Below are 16,197 nucleotides of genomic sequence, written 5' to 3' on the forward strand. Positions count from 1 at the left end.
GCCCCGTCCCCGGGCGAGGCTCCGGACGCGCCCGGCCACGCCGAGCCCGCCTGGCAGTCCGGCTCGGCCGAGTTCGCGGCGGGCCCGTGGCAGAACCAGCCCGGCGGTGCCCCCCAGCAGGGTCCGGGGCATCGTTCCGGTCCGATCCCTTCCGGTCCCGGCATGCCCGGCCAGGTGTCGCCGGCCGCTGGGCCCGCGATGCCGCAGCGTCCCGGTCAGTTCCCGGCCGGCCCGGTCTCACCCGGCCAGATGGGGCAGGCACCCCCTGGGTTCCCGCCCGGCGACCCGGGTGCGGCCGGCCAGCAGCCTCGCGGGCGCCGCGGCGGTCCGCAGGGCCCGGGCAACCCCCAGGTCTATGGAGGGCAGCAGGGCCCGGGTGGCCCGCCCGGAAACGGGGGCCTTCCGGCTGGTCCGGGCGCTCCCGGCGGACCAGGCTCTTCAGGCATGGGGCAGAGTGGCCGCCGACCGGCGGATCTAGGTGACGTCAGCCCGCCGCAGGGTGACCCCACCGGCACGACGCCGGCGGGTGGAGTCGTGGTGCCGCGCTCCGGGAACGCTCCGGAGATCCCGGTCGCCCGCCCGCCCCGTGGCTCGGGCCCGGGCGTGCGGCCCACCTCACCGGCGGGTCCGGCCCGCGACCGATTCCGGCTGTCCGAGCAGGGCGCCGCGGGTCAGCACACCGGCGCGGTGCCGCCGGGTGTCTACCAGTCCGGTCCGATTCCGCCTGGTGCGTACCAGACCGACGTGGTCCCGCCCGCGGTGTACCAAACCGGCCCGATCCCGGGCGAGCAGCCCGGTCCCGAGCGGCCCGGTCCGATGCAGTCCGGTCCGACCGGCCCGGTGCAGGGCGGGGTCTACGGCGCTCAGGCCGTCCCGGGCGAGCCCAGCGGCCGTCGCGGCCGTCGCGCCGCGGTCGAGCAGAGCGAGATGTCGCCGGAGGAGCGGAACAGCCGCGGCCGGAACCGGCGGGCCAGGGACGAGTCCGACGGCATGCCCGGCGGCGCGGTCGGCCCGGTCTCGGGTGCCCCGGACGGCCGGCAGGGTTTCCCGCGTCCGGTCTCCGGCGCGCCCGACGGATGGCAGAGCGGTACTGCGGGCCCGGTCTCCGGTGCTCCGGCCGGCGTCTACGGTGCTCCCGCCGAGGGGCCCCGCCGCGACGGGGTGTACGGCGCCCGGCCGCAGGGCCAGGGCGATCCCCGTGGTGCGGGCCAGGTGCCGGGGGGCGGTCCCGGCGGTGCCCGGCGAGCCGCCGGTCCGCAGGGTCCGGACGACCCGCGCCGGGCGGGTGGCCTGCCGCAGGGACCCGGCCTGATCGGCGGTCCCGGCCAGGTGCCGGGCGAGAACCTTCCGATGCGGCGCAGCGGCCCGGCCGAGGACGGCCCGCGTGAGGCGGGTGCCGACACCGGTACGCACAACTTCGTGATCCGCGACAACCGGGTCACCCGTCGCGGGCCCGACGAGGACGCCCAGGGCGGCCCGGAGTATGGCGGGGCGCAGCCCGGCCAGCCCAGCGTGCCCTCTCCTCGCCGGATCGGCCCCGGTGACGGCCGCCCGGTTCGCGCTGCCGCCGCCGTTGCGCCCCCGGTGGTCCCCGGGCCGCAGGGTGTTCGCGCACCCGCGGTGCCCGGACGAGCCGGCGCGATGGCGGAGAGCACGTCCGGAGTCATCCGGCGTGGCCCGCAGCAGGGCCCCGGTAACGGCACGCGCGGCGACAACGGCGCTCCCGGAGTGATGGTGCCCGGCCAGCCCGGTCCGGGGCGCCGCCCGGCCCACCCGATCTCCCCCGCCTCCGGCAACCCGTTCGACGACCAGGTCGGCGACGAGGTCAACGGTGACCCGGCCGCTCATGAGCACGCGGCGCACGCTGCCGGCGGTCCGGGGCAGCCCGGACGCCGCGATGCCGGTGGCGCCCGTCCGGTGTCGGGTTCCGGCCGTCGCTCGGGCGGTCCCGGTGGCTATGGCGGCCCGGGCCCCGACCAGAGCCAGGGCTTCCCGACGGGCGGCCCGGAGCAGAGCCAGGGCTTCCCGATGGGCGGCCCGGAGCAGAGCCAGGGCTTCCCCGCGGGCATGGGCGGTTCCGAGCACAGTCAGGCGTTCCCGGCCGGTGCGGGTGGGTGGCCCGGTGGACCGGGTGGTCCTGGCGTGCCCGAGGGACCTGACGGTCCCGGGCAGGGGCGTGGTGGCCGACGTCGCCGGGCGGTGCCGGAGCAGGCACAGAGTCCGGAACAGATCGGCCGCCGTGGTGCGGGTCCCGAGCAGAGCCAGGCGTTCGGTGCCACCGGCTTCGCGGGCCCGGAGCAGAGTCAGGCCTTCGGCGCCACCGGGATGGGTGGCCGGCACGGCTCCGGTCCGGAGAGCAGCCAGGGCTTCGCCGCGGGGGAGGGCTACGGCTCCGAGCGTGGTGGCCGGCATGGTTCCGGTGCGGAGACGAGTCAGGGCTTCGCCGCGGGAACGGGTAGCGGCGGCCGGCACGGCGCCGCTCCGGAGGGCGGTCAGGGCTTCGCGGCAGGGCCGGGTACCGGTTCCGAGCGTGGTGGCCGGCATGGTTCCGGCGGGGAGACGAGTCAGGGCTTCGCCGCGGGAACGGGTGGTCCGGAGCGGGGCGGCCGGCACGGCGCCGGTCCCGAGACGAGTCAGGGCTTCCCGGCCGGGGAGCCGGCCGGGCGGCACGGAGCGGGCCCGGAGAGCAGCCAGGGCTTCGCGGCGGGCATGGGCGGCCCGGAACAGGGCCAGGCGACGGGCCGACGGGCAGCCGGCCCCGAGCAGGGACAGCCGGGCGGACGGCGGGGGCCCGGTCCGGGCCAGGCGCCGGGACCGCGGCGTGGCAAGCCGGGAGCGCCCGGCGGTCCGGGACAGGCCGGTCCCGGTCAGGGAGAGCTGGGACAGGGCGGTCCGGGCGGCCCCGGTGGCCGTGGCGGCCCCGGAGGGCCGGGTGGGCCTGGCGGGATGCCCGGTGGACCCGCCGGTGGCCCTCCGAGGGGCGGGGCGCGTGGTCCCGGTGCCGCAGCCGGACCGGGTGGTCTCAACGGGCCCGGTGGTCCCAACGGATCGGGTGGCCCCAACGGGCCTGGCGGGCCTGGCGGGCAGGGTGGGCCTGGCGGAGCGGGTGGCCCGGGTGGATCCGGATCACCTGGCGGGCCTGGAAGCCCTGGCGGGCCCGGTGGGCCTGGTGGGCCTGGTGGGCCTGGCGGAGCCGGTGGGTCAGGGCGCGGTGCAGCGATGGTTCCTGGTGGGCCGGCACGTGGTGCCGGAGTGATGGCGGGCCCGGGAAAAGCCCCGGTCCCGGGCAGTGCCCCGATCCTGGGTGCCGCTGGACCGGGTGGTGCAGGTCCCGACGTTGCTGACGAGGCCGGGCCGGGTGGCCCCGGCAGGGCCGGATCCGGCATGGGCGGCCGTGGAACGGGTGGCCCCCGGCGCGGTGGTCCGGGCAAGGGCGCCGCGAGCGTTCCGGGCGGTGTCACGGGTGCCGCGAGCGTCGCCGGAGCAGCGGGAGCCGGAGCGGTCGGAGCAGCCGGGGTAACCGGGTCGGCGGGTGTGCCGGGTCCTGGCGGAGTTTCGGGAGCCGTCGGTGCAACGAAAGCTGTCGGTGCGGCGGGCGCCCCGGCAAACACCGGAGTGCCGGGAGGTGCCGGAGTACCGGGAGGTGCCGGGGCGCCGGGGTCGGCGGGTGTGCCGGGAGCGGCGGGCGCGGCCGTCGTCGGTGGTGCGAGTGTGCCCGGGCGGGCGGTGGCCGGTGCGGCTGTCGTTCCCGGGGGTACGGCGCGCGGTGGTGCCTCCGTGCCCGGCATCGTGGTTCCGGCCGGGGAGGACACCGGGACGGTCGCGGTTCGGCGGGCGGGGACCACGGTGCCGACCGCGGTGGGAACCGGAGCTGTCGTCGCCCCGGAGAAGGGTCAGCCCGATCGGCTGGACTCGGCCGCGAGGGCGGGGAGCGGCGCGGGGCCGGCCGCCGGCGGCCGGCCCGGGATCGGCGGCGGACCGGACTCCGGTGGGCGGCCGGGGAGTGGCGCGGGGCCGGATCAGGCGGCACGGTCGGACAAGGGCGGCCGGGCGGACGCGGACGACGCCGGTGACGAGGCCGAGGGTGGGCTGAGCGAACTGCGCCGGAAGTTGCGGACGCAGCGGCGGCTCCGGTTGGGCACGCTCTCCACGCTGGCGATCGTGGTGCTGCTGGTGCTGCCGGCCTTCTTCGGGCTGCGGGCGATGAGCAGCGACCCGGTCTTCGCCTCGCTGGACGCGCTGAGTGTGCCCTCGTGGGCCGACAAGAACGTCGATGACCAGGGGAGCGGCAACCGCTGGTGCTTCATGGACTGCCGGTTCCGGGAGCGGGTCGCGGATTCGGAGCGGCCGTTCAAGGAGACCTCGGAGGCGTACACCACGGCGCTCAAGAAGGCGGGGTGGACCTCGTGGAAGGTCGCCGACTGCCCGGAGACGGCGGTCAACGCGGACGAGGGGCTCTACAGCTGCTGGAAGCGGGACGAGTTCACTCTGGACCTGTATGTGAGCCTGCCCGGGTGCGCGGTCGATCAGGTGGCCGCCGAGGCGGTGCCGGAGGCCGGGTCCGAGGAGGCGGAAGCGGGGGAGACCTCCGTGGAGGAGTGCGACGGGTCGTCGGTCAGTATCAAGGTGCGGAACGCGATCGCGGACGAGCGGGGCAAGACCGACACCAATCCGGGGCCGGTCGGCGAGACGCCGGATCCGATCCTGGGGACCGACGATCCACTCTTGGCTCCGACACCAGAGGCGTCGTGAGGCGGGCGGTGGTCACGGACGGTAGGGTCTGCACGTTGTGCCGCCGAAACCGTGACCACCCGAAGAGGAGACGCGCTACATGAACGCCAACGCCGGAGAAATCGCAGGTCTGATCGCGGCGGGCGCCTTCCTGATGCTCGTGCTGGTGCTCGCCGTGCCGATCCTCAAGCTGGGGCGGACCGTGGACGCCGCGACCCGGGGGATCAACGAGGTGGTGGACCGTACCGGGCCGCTGCTCGGCAACGTCAACACGACCGTGGAGAATGTGAACACCGCGCTCGGACAGGTTCAGGTCTCTTTGGACGGCGTCAATGTTCAGCTGGCCAAGGTCGACACGATGACCGAGCACGTGCAGAACATCACCGCCAACGTCGCGAACCTGGTCACCGTGGTCTCCGCGGCGGCGGCGAACCCGCTGGTCAAGGTCGCCTCCTTCGGGTACGGCCTGCGTAAGGCGACCAACGCGCGCCGTGCGGCCGAGGAGGACCGCGAGGTCCGCGCCGAGCTCAAGCGCCGCAAGACCGGCCGCTAGAGCGGGCGTGCGCGGGCGCTGAGCGTGTGATGAAGACGCTGAGCGGTGTGACGAACGTTGAGCGGCCGGAGAAGCTGAGCGGCCGGAGAAGCTGAGCCCTCGGAAGAGCGAGAAGAAGAAGCAGATAGGGGATCGCTGCCATGAAGCGCCTGCTCTGGCTCGGTGTCGGCCTGGCGGTCGGCGCCATCGTCGTGCGCAAGCTCACCCAGAAGGCCGAAGAGTTCACCCCCACCGGGATCGCGACCTCGCTGTCGGAATCCGCTGGCGGGCTCGTCGAGTCGCTGCGTAGCTTCGTGGAAGACGTCCGCGACGGCATGGCCGAGCGGGAACAGCAGATCCACGAGGCGTTCGCCAACGGGGAGCTGTACGAGGACAAGTTCGCCGAGCTGCGCGAGGACACGCGGCCCGGTTTCCAGGAGGGAATTCGATGAAAACGGCGGAAGTCAAGCGGCGCTTTCTGGCGCATTTCGAGGCCAACGGGCACACGGTGGTCCCGAGTGCCCCGCTGCCGGCCATCGACGACCCGAACCTGCTCTTCATCAACGCCGGCATGGTGCAGTTCGTGCCGTTCTTCCTCGGGCAGCAGACCCCGCCGTACTCGCGGGCCGCGAGCGTGCAGAAGTGCATCCGGACGCCGGACATCGACGAGGTCGGCAAGACGTCGCGGCACGGCACGTTCTTCCAGATGAACGGGAACTTCTCGTTCGGCGACTACTTCAAGGCGGGCGCGATCCCGCTCGCGTGGGAGCTCTCCACGAAGCCGGTCGAGCAGGGTGGTTTCGGTCTGGACCCGGAGCGGATCTGGGCGACGGTCTACCTCGACGACGACGAGGCGATCGAGATCTGGAAGAAGACCGGGATGCCGTCCGAGCGGATCGTGCGCCGGGGCAAGAAGGACAACTTCTGGTCGATGGGCATCCCGGGCCCGGCGGGCCCGTGTTCGGAGCTCTTCTACGACCGTGGCCCGCAGTACGGCCGGGACGGTGGCCCGGAGGTCGACGAGGACCGGTTCATGGAGTTCTGGAACCTGGTCTTCATGCAGCACGAGATCACCGATGTGACCTCGAAGGAGAACTTCCGGATCGTCGCCGATCTGCCGAAGCAGAACATCGACACCGGCATGGGCCTGGAGCGGATCGCGTCGATCCTGCAGGGCGTCGACAACCTGTACGAGATCGACGAGGTCCACCCGATCCTGGCGAAGGCCGCGGAGCTGACCGGGAAGAAGTACGGCGCGCACTCCGGCCACGTGGCGGGCGAGTCGCACCCGGACGACGTACGCCTGCGGGTGATCGCGGACCACGTGCGGACCGCGCTGATGCTGATCGGCGACGGCGTGGTCCCGTCGAACGAGGGCCGCGGCTATGTGCTGCGCCGGATCATGCGCCGGGCGATCCGGGCGATCCGCCTGCTGGGCTGGCAGGAGCCGGCGCTGCCGATCCTGCTGCCGATCGCCCGCGACTGCATGTCCCCGTCGTACCCGGAGCTCGCCGAGGAGTTCGGCCGCATCTCCACGTACGCGTACGCGGAGGAGGACGCGTTCCTCTCCACGCTCAAGGCGGGCACCACGATCCTGGACACCGCGATCGCCGACACCAAGACGAGCGGTGGCAAGCAGCTCGCCGGTGACAAGGCGTTCCAGCTGCACGACACGTACGGCTTCCCGATCGACCTGACCCTGGAGATCGCGCAGGAGCAGGGTCTGCAGGTGGACCAGGAGGGCTTCCGGCGGCTGATGGCCGACCAGCGGGCCCGGGCGAAGGCGGACGCGGCGGCGCGCAAGACCGGCCACGCGGACCTCTCGGCGTACCGGTCCGCGCTGGACGCGGGCGGCAAGGTCGAGTTCACCGGGTACCAGGAGATCACCCGGGAGTCCCGGGTCCGGGCGCTGATCGGCGAGAAGGGCCGGATCGAGGTGGCCGGCGAGGGTGACTTCGTCGAGCTGGTCCTGGACACCACGCCGTTCTACGCCGAGGGCGGCGGTCAGCAGGCCGACACCGGCGTGATCAAGGTCGGCAGCGGCCAGCTCGAGGTCGTCGACGTGCAGCAGCCGATCCCCGGCCTGATCGTGCACAAGGCGCGGGTGATCCGTGGCGAGGTGCGCGCGGGCGAGACCGGTTTCGCCGAGATCGACGTCACCCGGCGCAAGGCGATCTCCCGGTCGCACACCGCGACCCACCTGGTGCACCAGACCATGCGGAACTTCCTCGGCGAGTCGGCGACCCAGGCGGGCTCGCTGAACGCGCCGGGCCGGCTGCGGTTCGACTTCCACACGCCGGGCGCGGTCAACCCGTCGGTGCTCTTCGACGTCGAGCAGCAGATCAACGAGGTGCTGCTCCGCGACCTCGAGGTCACCGCGTTCGTCACCTCGCAGGAGGAGGCGCGGCGGCTCGGCGCGATGGCGCTCTTCGGCGAGAAGTACGGCGACGAGGTCCGGGTCGTCGAGGTCGGCGACTACGCCCGCGAGCTCTGCGGTGGCACACACGTGTCGCGCTCCGGCCAGCTCGGCCTGGTGAAGATCCTCACCGAGTCGTCGATCGGTTCCGGCGTACGCCGGGTCGAGGCGCTGGTCGGTCTGGACGCGTTCGGCTACCTGGCGAAGGAGCACCTGCTGGTGTCCCGTCTGGCGGACCTCTTCCGGGTTCCCGGGGACCAGGTGGCCGACCGGGTCGAGCAGACCGTCACGGCGCTGCGGGACGCCGAGAAGGAGCTGGAGAAGCTCCGGGCGCAGATGGTGCTCGGCGGCGCGGGCGCCCTCGCGGACCAGTCGAAGGATCTGCACGGCGTGGCGTGGGTCGGCACCGAGGCGCCGGAGGGCGCGGCCGGCAACGACGTTCGCACGCTGGCCCAGGAGATCCGCGGCAAGATCGACCCGGCCCGCCCTGCGGTCGTCGCGGTGACGTCGCGGTCGAACGGCAAGGCGTCGCTGATCGTGGCGATCAACGCGGCCGCCAAGAGCCGGGGCCTCTCCGCGGCCGACCTGGTCAAGGGTGCGCTCTCCGGCCGGGGCGGCGGCAACGCCGACCTCGCGCAGGGCGGCGGCATCCCGGCGGACCAGGCTCCGCGACTGCTGGCGTCGATCGAGAAGAGTCTGGCCGAGGCGAGCTGAGCGGGCGACCCGCAGCGAGCCGAGGAATCATCAGATATCGGTGATGGATCCGTCGCCTTGTGCGACGGATCCTTTCCTTTTCCTTGAGAATGCCTAGCTCCCACACAGGGGGGCGTGGTTTCGCCCGGCGAAGCGGTTAAGCTCTTGGCGCGATTGCGTGGCACGGCATCGATCGAGGTCACCTTTCGTTGTTCTTAAGCTTTGTGGTGATCGGGAACGGGAGACGTGTTGCTGCTGTGCGGGGTGAGAGCGTGACACCACGCTTCGCCCGGGGCGTACGCCTCGGGGTGGATGTGGGCCAGGTCCGTGTCGGGGTCGCGAAATGCGATCCGGACGGCATTCTGGCCAGTCCGGTGGCGACCGTGGCACGGGACCAGCAGAGCGGCGAGGACGCGATTCCCGCCGACATGGCGGAGCTGGCCCGGCTCGCGGACGAGCACGAGGCGGTCGAGGTCGTCGTCGGGCTCCCGGTGGCTCTCAACGGGCGGGAGGGCGTGGCGGCCGGCCACGTCCGGACGTACGTCCAGAAGCTCGCCGAGGTGCTCACACCCCGGCCGGTCGTCCTCTCGGATGAGCGGATGTCGACCGTCGTGGCCAGCCGTAGGCTGAGTGAGCGGGGCGTTCGCGGACGCCGGCAGCGCGCGGTCGTCGACCAGGCGGCCGCCGTCGAGATCCTGCAGGGCTGGCTGGACGCGCAGCGGAGGCAGACTTAAGTGATCGACGAACTGGATCTGGCGTTCGAGGGTGCCGTCGACCGCGGCCGATGGCGACATCGGCAGAAGAAGGGCGGCCGGGGTCGTACCCTGATCGCCTTCACGATGGTTCTCCTCCTGTTCGGCGCGCTCGGCGGCGGGGCCTACTACGGCTTCGACCGGGTGCGCGACTACTTCACGGTGGAGGACTACCCGGGCCCGGGCAGCGGCGAGGCCGTCGTCGAGGTGGCCACCGGTGACACCGCGACCGACATCGCCGGCACGCTCTACAAGGCCGATGTGGTGAAGAGCGCGGCGGCGTTCATCAACGCGGCCAAGGACAATCCGAAGAGCACCGGCATTCAAGTCGGCTCTTACAAGCTCAAGAAGCAGATGAAGGCCAGCGACGCGGTGACGGCGCTGCTCGATCTGGACAACAAGAACGTCAACAAGGTGACGATTCCTGAGGGGATCATCTCGCTGCAGATCTTCGATCGGCTGTCGGAGGCGACGGGTATCCCGGTGGCGGACTTCACGAAGGCCGCCAAGGACCCGGAGGGGCTCGGCGTCCCGGACTACTGGTTCACCCGCCGGGACGGCAAGAAGGTCAACAAGACGGACATCGAGGGCTTCCTCTACCCGGCGACGTACGAGTTCGCCAAGGACGACACCGCCGAGGACGTCCTCAAGGAGATCATCAAGCACTTCAACGCCGAGATGGAGGAGCTGAACTTCGTCGACACGGTGGAGTCCAAGCTCAAGATCTCGCCGTACGAGGCGCTGGTGGCCGCGTCGATCGCCCAGGTCGAGGCGAAGCTGGACGAGGACATGGGCCCGGTGGTCCGCGTGCTCTACAACCGGGCGTACACCGGGAACTTCCCGTGCAGCTGTCTGCAGCTGGACAGCACGGTGAACTATTGGCTGCGTATCTCCGGCAAGGACGCGAAATCGTCGGAGAAGCTTCTCGCCTCCGAGTTGCACGACCCGAAGAATCCGTACAACTACGACGTCAAGGGTATGGCGATCGGGCCGATCAGCAGTCCCGGCGCCCCCGCGCTCAAGGGTGCGATGAACCCGCCGAAGAGCAATTACTTCTTCTTCGTGACGATCGACCAGAAGGGTAAGACCGCGTTCGGTGTGACCAACGCCGATCATGAGAAGAATATCCAGAAGGCCTGCAAGAACGGCATTCCGATCTGCTGAGCTGCCAATTCCGACACGTACGGCCGACCGGTTCACCCGGTCGGCCGTACCTGTGTATAGCGCCGGACGTCGATCCGTGGCACGCTTCGCGTCGTAGTTCCAGCCAGGGGCTTTGAAAAAGCTGGAGATGCACCGGAGGCGAGAACGATGCTCGACGATCTGGAATCCGTGTTGGAGGAGGAGCCGATACGGGCGGCCCGCCCGGCACGGTCACGGCGCGGCCGCTCGTTCGCCGCCTTCTTCCTCACGCTGGTCCTGCTCGGCCTGCTCGCCGGCGGTGCCTGGTACGGCTACCGGAAGGTGAGCGGCCTCTTCGTCGACGCCGACTACGCGGGCCCCGGCAGCGGCGAGGTCGCCGTGGAGGTCAAGACCGGCGACTCGGCCACCGACATCGGCAACATGCTCTACACGCAGAAGGTGGTCGCCTCCTCGGACGCCTTCATCGACGCGGCCAAGGACAACGCCCGGAGCAAGAACATCCAGGTCGGCTGGTACAAGCTCAAGAAGGAGATGAAGGCGAGCGACGCGCTCACCGCGCTCCTCGACCCGGCGAACCGCTGGGTGACCAAGGTGACCCTCCCGGAGGGGCTGACGTACCAGCAGAGCCTCGACGCACTCGCCAAGGCCACCGGGATCCCGCTGGCCGACTTCCAGAAGGCCGCGAAGGACCCGATCGGGCTCGGCGTGCCGGACTACTGGTTCAACCGGACCGACGGCAAGAAGGCCGACAAGGCCGACATCGAGGGCTTCCTCTTCCCTGCCACGTACGAGCTCTCCCCCAAGGCGGACGCGACCGGGGTGCTGAAGACGATCGTCGGGCACTTCGTCAAGGTCACCGAGGACCTGGAGTTCGTCTCCACGGTCGAGAAGCAGCGCAAGATCTCCCCGTACGAGGCCCTGATCGTGGCGTCGATCGCCCAGGCCGAGGCGCTCAAGGACGCGGACATGGCGAAGGTCTCCCGTGTCCTCTACAACCGCCTCTACGGCGACTTCGACTGCCACTGCCTCGGGCTGGACAGCACGGTCAACTACTGGCTGCGGATCAGCGGCAAGGAGGTCAAGGCGTCCGAGCACCTCACCCAGTCGGAGCTGCACGACCCGAAGAACCCGTACAACACGCACGACAAGTCCGGGCTGCCGCCGGGGCCGATCGGGAACCCGGGCGAGGCGGCGCTCAAGGGCGCGATGAGCCCGACCGTCAACTTCCCGTACTACTACTTCATCAGCGTCGACACCAAGGGCACCATGGCGTACGGCAAGACCGCCGCCGACCACGAGAAGAACCGGCAGCTCGCCTGCAGGAACGATATCCCGCTCTGCTGACGGGGCAGCGGCTCGACGCGGCCCGCGGCGGCGACCTGGAGCAGGCCGGCCCCGGCGGGCCGAACTACTACCACCGGATCTGCCGCACCGGCGTCGGCAACTGCTCGTCGGCGATGGATCTCCAGGACGCGTCGAACCGAACCGGCCGGCTCACGGTATGCCACCGTGACCCGGCCGGTTCGCCGTGCGGGGCTGGGGAACGGACTCCGTAGACTACGGCGGCGACCCTATGACGACGACAAGGACGGGACCCGCTGTGCTTTCCAGCGAGCAGCCATCCACGCCCGTGCGGCGTGCCGCCGTGCTCGGCAAGCCGATCGCCCACTCGCTCTCGCCGGTGATCCACCGTGCCGGCTTCACCGCCTCCGGGCTCACCGGGTGGTCCTACGAGGCGATCGAGTGCGCCGAGTCGGAGCTGCCCGACCTGGTCGCCGGGTTCGGGCCGGAGTGGGCCGGGCTGTCGCTGACCATGCCGCTCAAGGAGGCCGCGCTCAAGCTGGCCACCTCGGCGACGCCGGCCGCGATCGCCGCGGGCGTGGCGAACACGCTGGTCCGGCAGGAGGACGGCGGCTGGCACGCCGACAACACCGACATCCTCGGCATGGTCCGGGTGCTCCGTGAGGCGGGTCTCGGCGTCAGCCGCGGCCGGCACGCGGTCAAGACGGACCCGCCCCGGCTGACCGTCCTGGGTGGCGGCGGCACCGCCCGCGCGGCCCTGGCGGCGGCGGCCGAGCTCGGCGGCGAGGTGGTCACCGTGGTCACCCGGCGTCCCGAGGCGCGGGCCGAGCTGGAGCCGGTCGCCGGTGCGCTCGGGCTGACGCTGACCGGCCTGGACTGGAGCGAGGCGCCCGGCGCGTTCGAGGCGGACGCGGTGATCTCGACCGTGCCCAAGGGCGCCGCCGACCAGCTGGCCGGCGAGGTGACCTGGCGGGCCGGGACGGTGTTCTTCGACGCGATCTACGACCCGTGGCCGACCCCGCTGGCGGCCTCGGCGATCGCGGCTCAGGTGCAGGTCGCCTCCGGGCTGGACCTGCTGCTGGCCCAGGCGCTGAGCCAGTTCGAGCAGTTCACCGGCGTCGAGGAGGCACCGGAGCAGGCGATGCGCGAGGCCCTCGACGAGGCCGCCCGCAACCGCTGACCGATGGGTCGGCGCGAGGGTGACCAGGCAGGACGTGAGCGAGAGCTGCACCTGGGTCCCGACCCTGGGCGCGCGGCGGCTCGGCTCGGCGATGCTGTGACGAGCGCCGCGCTGTCCGCCGGGTGGGATGCGGGCCACCTCGTGCCGGGCTGTCTCCGCGCCGTGTCAGACTGTGAACCGTGTTGCGCTGGCTGACTGCAGGTGAATCGCACGGACCGGCGCTTGTCGCGCTGCTCGAGGGTGTTCCCGCCGGGGTGGAGGTGACGAGCGCGGACATCACCCGTGATCTCGTACGCCGTCGTCTCGGCTACGGCCGTGGTGCCCGGATGAAGTTCGAGCAGGACGAGGTCGACTTCATCGGCGGCGTCCGGCACGGGCTGACGCTGGGCAGCCCGGTGGCGATCCGGGTGGGCAACACCGAGTGGCCCAAGTGGGAGACGGTGATGGCCGCCGACCCGGTCGACCCGGAGGTGCTCGCCGCCCAGTCGCGGAACGAGGCGCTGACCCGTCCGCGTCCCGGCCACGCCGACCTCGCCGGCATGCAGAAGTACGGCCACACCGACGCCCGGCCGATCCTGGAGCGCGCCAGCGCCCGGGAGACCGCGGCCCGCGTCGCCGTCGGCGTGGTCGCCAAGAACCTGATCCGGCAGGCGCTCGGCATCGAGATCGTCTCGCACGTGATCGAGCTGGGCTCGGTCGCCGCGAAGTCCGGCCTGGTGCCGACGCCGGACGACTTCGACCGGATCGACGCCGACCCGCTGCGCTGCCTCGACCCGGAGGCGAGCGCGCGGATGGTCGCCGAGGTCGACGCCGCGAAGAAGGACGCCGATACCCTCGGCGGCATCGTCGAGGTCCTGGCGTACAACATCCCGCCGGGTCTCGGCTCGCACGTGCAGTGGGACCGCAAGCTCGACGCCCGCCTGGCCACCGCGCTGATGTCCATCCAGTCGGTGAAGGGTGTGGAGATCGGCGACGGCTTCACCCAGGCCCGGTCGCGGGGCTCGGTGGCGCACGACGAGATCATCCCGACCCCGGAGGGCGTCAAGCGGGTGACCGACCGGGCCGGTGGCCTGGAGGGCGGCATCACCAACGGCGAGCCGCTGCGGGTCCGTGCCGCGCTCAAGCCGATCTCGTCGCTGAACCGGGCGCTGCAGACCGTCGACATCGTCACCGGCGAGGCGACCACCGCGATCAACCAGCGCTCCGACGTCTGCGCGGTGCCGGCCGGCGCCGTGGTGGCCGAGGCGATGGTCGCGCTGGTGCTGGCCGAGGCGGCCACCGAGAAGTTCGGCGGCGACTCGGTCGCCGAGATCCGCCGCAACCTGGCGTCGTACCTCGAGAACCTGGTGATCCGCTGATGGCTCCGGTCGCGGTCGTCGTCGGCGTGATGGGCGCCGGCAAGACCACGATCGGCGCCGCCGTGGCCGAGGCCCTCGGGGTCGGCTTCGCGGACACCGACACGATCATCGAGGAACAGGCCGGCAAGCCGATCCCGGAGATCTTCGTCGACGAGGGCGAGGACGCGTTCCGTGCGCTGGAGCGCACGGTGGTGGCCGAGGCGCTGGCCTCGTTCCCGGGCGTGCTCGCGCTCGGCGGCGGCGCCATCCTGGACGAGGGCACCCGTGGGCTCCTCGCCGGCCACACGGTCGTCTACCTCTCGGTCGAGCTGACCGACGCCATCAAGCGCGTCGGTCTGGGCGCCGGCCGCCCCCTGCTGGCGATGAACCCGCGCGCCACCCTGAAGTACCTGCTGGAGCAGCGCCGCCCGCTGTATCTGGAGATCGCCACGCACACGGTGGTCACCGACGGCCGCGAGGCGGAGGAGATCGCTCCCGAGGTCGTGGCCCTGCTCGCCACCTGACCCGCTGTCCGGGAGGTGGAACGCGGCGACCGCGGGCCACGGGCGGGCCGGGTGCGCGGATAGGGTGACGGCCGTGGTGACGCGGATTTCGGTGGCGGGAGACCGCCCGTATGACGTGATCGTGGGGCGGGGGCTCGAAGGTGAGCTGCCCGGCCTGATCGACGGTGCGGCGCGGGTGGCGGTGATTCACCCTCCCACGCTGCGGGAGCGGGCCGAGGCGGTGGCGAAGGCGGCCGGTGCCGGGACCGTGGTGCCGATCGAGGTGCCGGACGCCGAGAAGGGGAAGACCGTCGAGGTCGCGGCGCGGTGCTGGGACGAGCTCGGCGCCGCCGGGTTCACCCGGACCGACGTGGTGGTCGGCGTGGGCGGGGGAGCGACCACCGACCTGGCCGGGTACGTCGCGGCGGCCTGGCTGCGCGGGGTCCGCTGGGTGCCGGTCTCCACCTCGGTGGCCGGGATGGTGGACGCCGCGGTCGGCGGGAAGACGGCGGTCAACATCGGCGCGGGGAAGAACCTGGTCGGCGCGTTCCATCCGCCGGCCGGGGTGCTCTGCGACCTGGACGCGCTGGACACGCTGCCGCGGGAGGACATCGCGGCGGGGCTGGCCGAGGTGGTCAAGGGCGGGTTCATCGCGGACCCGAGGATCCTGGATCTGGTCGAGGCGGACCCTGCGGCGGCGCTGGACCCGCGGGGCGCCGTGCTGCGCGAGCTGATCGAACGGAAGATCCAGGTCAAGGCGGACGTCGTCGGGGTGGACCTGAAGGAGTCCGGGCTGCGGGAGATCCTGAACTACGGGCACACCCTGGGGCACGCGATCGAGCGCCGGGAGCGGTACACCTGGAAACACGGGCACGCGGTGGCGGTCGGGATGATCTTCGCGGCCGAGCTGGGGCGGCTCAGCGGGCGGCTGGACGAGGAGACCGCGGCCCGGCACCGTGCCGTCCTGGAGAGCCTGGGGCTGCCCACGGCGTACCGGAGAGAAGCCTGGAAGGAACTGCTGGCCGGGATGCGCGTCGACAAGAAGACGCGGGCAGCGACCCTGCGGTTCGTGGTCCTGGACGGCCTGGCGAAGCCGGGCGTCCTGGCCGGGCCGGACGACGAGATGCTGGAGCGGGCGTACGAGGCGGTGGCGGCATGATCTACGTGTTGAACGGGCCGAACCTGAACCGGCTCGGGACCAGGGAACCGGACATCTACGGCACCACGACCTACCAGGACCTGGTGGACCTCTGCCTGACCACCGCCGAGGACCTGGGCGTGACGGTCGAGGTGCGGCAGACCAACGCCGACCACGAGATGATCGACTGGCTGCACCAGGCGGTCGACGAGGGCGCCGACGTGGTGCTGAACCCGGCCGCGTGGACGCACTACAACATCGCGATCCGGGACGCCTGCGCGCTGCTGAGCGGAAAGCTGATCGAGGTGCACCTCTCGAACATCCACAAACGGGAGGAGTGGCGGCACCACTCGGTCATCTCGGGAGTGGCGACCGGGGTGATCGCCGGGCTCGGTATCGACGGTTACCGGCTGGCGTTGGAGCATATCGCCCGGTAGACCCGATTCGCTCTCTCCTGGTCAGCGCCGGTA

The 16,197-nt window shown here is 72.0% G+C and carries 14 protein-coding genes; 13 read left to right on the forward strand and 1 reads right to left on the reverse strand.

Features of this window, described 5'->3' with window-relative positions; all coding sequences use genetic code 11:
* Positions 1–615 precede the first annotated feature (615 nt).
* Positions 616–2,472, reverse strand: coding sequence for a hypothetical protein (locus AB0M08_RS14570; protein ID WP_364492617.1), 1,857 nt, complete (start codon positions 2,470–2,472; stop codon positions 616–618).
* A 349-nt stretch (positions 2,473–2,821) separates the two neighbouring features.
* On the opposite strand from AB0M08_RS14570, the gene AB0M08_RS14575 reads away from it, so the two are divergent.
* The 13 genes from AB0M08_RS14575 to aroQ all read left to right on the forward strand — a co-directional run bounded on the left by AB0M08_RS14575 (position 2,822) and on the right by aroQ (position 16,164).
* The gene (locus tag AB0M08_RS14575) at positions 2,822–3,256 is read left to right on the forward strand and encodes a hypothetical protein (RefSeq protein WP_364492619.1); all 435 of its coding nucleotides are present in this window, start codon (positions 2,822–2,824) and stop codon (positions 3,254–3,256) included.
* Between the two features lie 521 nt (positions 3,257–3,777).
* Positions 3,778–4,752 (forward strand): hypothetical protein, encoded by a 975-nt coding sequence (locus AB0M08_RS14580; protein WP_364492621.1) that lies wholly within the window; start codon positions 3,778–3,780, stop codon positions 4,750–4,752.
* Positions 4,753–4,831: 79 nt separating this feature from the next.
* Positions 4,832–5,284: a DUF948 domain-containing protein gene (locus AB0M08_RS14585; RefSeq protein ID WP_364492623.1), complete on the forward strand. Its 453-nt coding sequence runs from the start codon at positions 4,832–4,834 to the stop codon at positions 5,282–5,284.
* 140 nt (positions 5,285–5,424) lie between these two features.
* Entirely contained in the window at positions 5,425–5,715 is a 291-nt protein-coding gene (locus AB0M08_RS14590) for a hypothetical protein (RefSeq protein WP_364492625.1), read from the forward strand.
* The gene (alaS, locus tag AB0M08_RS14595) at positions 5,712–8,393 is read left to right on the forward strand and encodes an alanine--tRNA ligase (RefSeq protein WP_364492627.1); all 2,682 of its coding nucleotides are present in this window, start codon (positions 5,712–5,714) and stop codon (positions 8,391–8,393) included. The genes AB0M08_RS14590 and alaS overlap by 4 nt, the downstream gene beginning before the upstream one ends.
* Before the next feature lie 251 nt (positions 8,394–8,644).
* Entirely contained in the window at positions 8,645–9,106 is a 462-nt protein-coding gene (gene ruvX, locus AB0M08_RS14600) for a Holliday junction resolvase RuvX (RefSeq protein WP_364492629.1), read from the forward strand.
* The gene (mltG, locus tag AB0M08_RS14605; RefSeq protein ID WP_364492631.1) at positions 9,107–10,288 is read left to right on the forward strand and encodes an endolytic transglycosylase MltG; all 1,182 of its coding nucleotides are present in this window, start codon (positions 9,107–9,109) and stop codon (positions 10,286–10,288) included.
* A gap of 147 nt (positions 10,289–10,435) precedes the next feature.
* Positions 10,436–11,611, forward strand: coding sequence for an endolytic transglycosylase MltG (mltG, locus tag AB0M08_RS14610; RefSeq protein WP_364492633.1), 1,176 nt, complete (start codon positions 10,436–10,438; stop codon positions 11,609–11,611).
* 229 nt (positions 11,612–11,840) lie between these two features.
* Positions 11,841–12,749: a shikimate dehydrogenase gene (locus AB0M08_RS14615; RefSeq protein ID WP_364492635.1), complete on the forward strand. Its 909-nt coding sequence runs from the start codon at positions 11,841–11,843 to the stop codon at positions 12,747–12,749.
* 179 nt (positions 12,750–12,928) lie between these two features.
* A complete protein-coding gene (aroC, locus tag AB0M08_RS14620; RefSeq protein ID WP_364492637.1) occupies positions 12,929–14,107 on the forward strand; it encodes a chorismate synthase in 1,179 nt (392 codons plus the stop codon).
* Positions 14,107–14,610 carry a shikimate kinase gene (locus tag AB0M08_RS14625; protein ID WP_364492639.1) on the forward strand — a complete coding sequence of 168 codons (504 nt, stop codon included), beginning with the start codon at positions 14,107–14,109 and terminating at the stop codon, positions 14,608–14,610. Before aroC ends, AB0M08_RS14625 begins: the two co-directional genes overlap by 1 nt.
* 64 nt (positions 14,611–14,674) lie before the next feature.
* The gene (gene aroB / locus AB0M08_RS14630) at positions 14,675–15,748 is read left to right on the forward strand and encodes a 3-dehydroquinate synthase (protein WP_364492641.1); all 1,074 of its coding nucleotides are present in this window, start codon (positions 14,675–14,677) and stop codon (positions 15,746–15,748) included.
* Complete coding sequence (gene aroQ, locus AB0M08_RS14635) at positions 15,745–16,164, forward strand: type II 3-dehydroquinate dehydratase (RefSeq protein WP_364492643.1); 420 nt, start codon at positions 15,745–15,747, stop codon at positions 16,162–16,164. Before aroB ends, aroQ begins: the two co-directional genes overlap by 4 nt.
* Positions 16,165–16,197: the final 33 nt, after the last annotated feature.

It is taken from the genome of Actinoplanes sp. NPDC051851 (assembly GCF_040681165.1).
Lineage (GTDB): Bacteria > Actinomycetota > Actinomycetes > Mycobacteriales > Micromonosporaceae > Actinoplanes.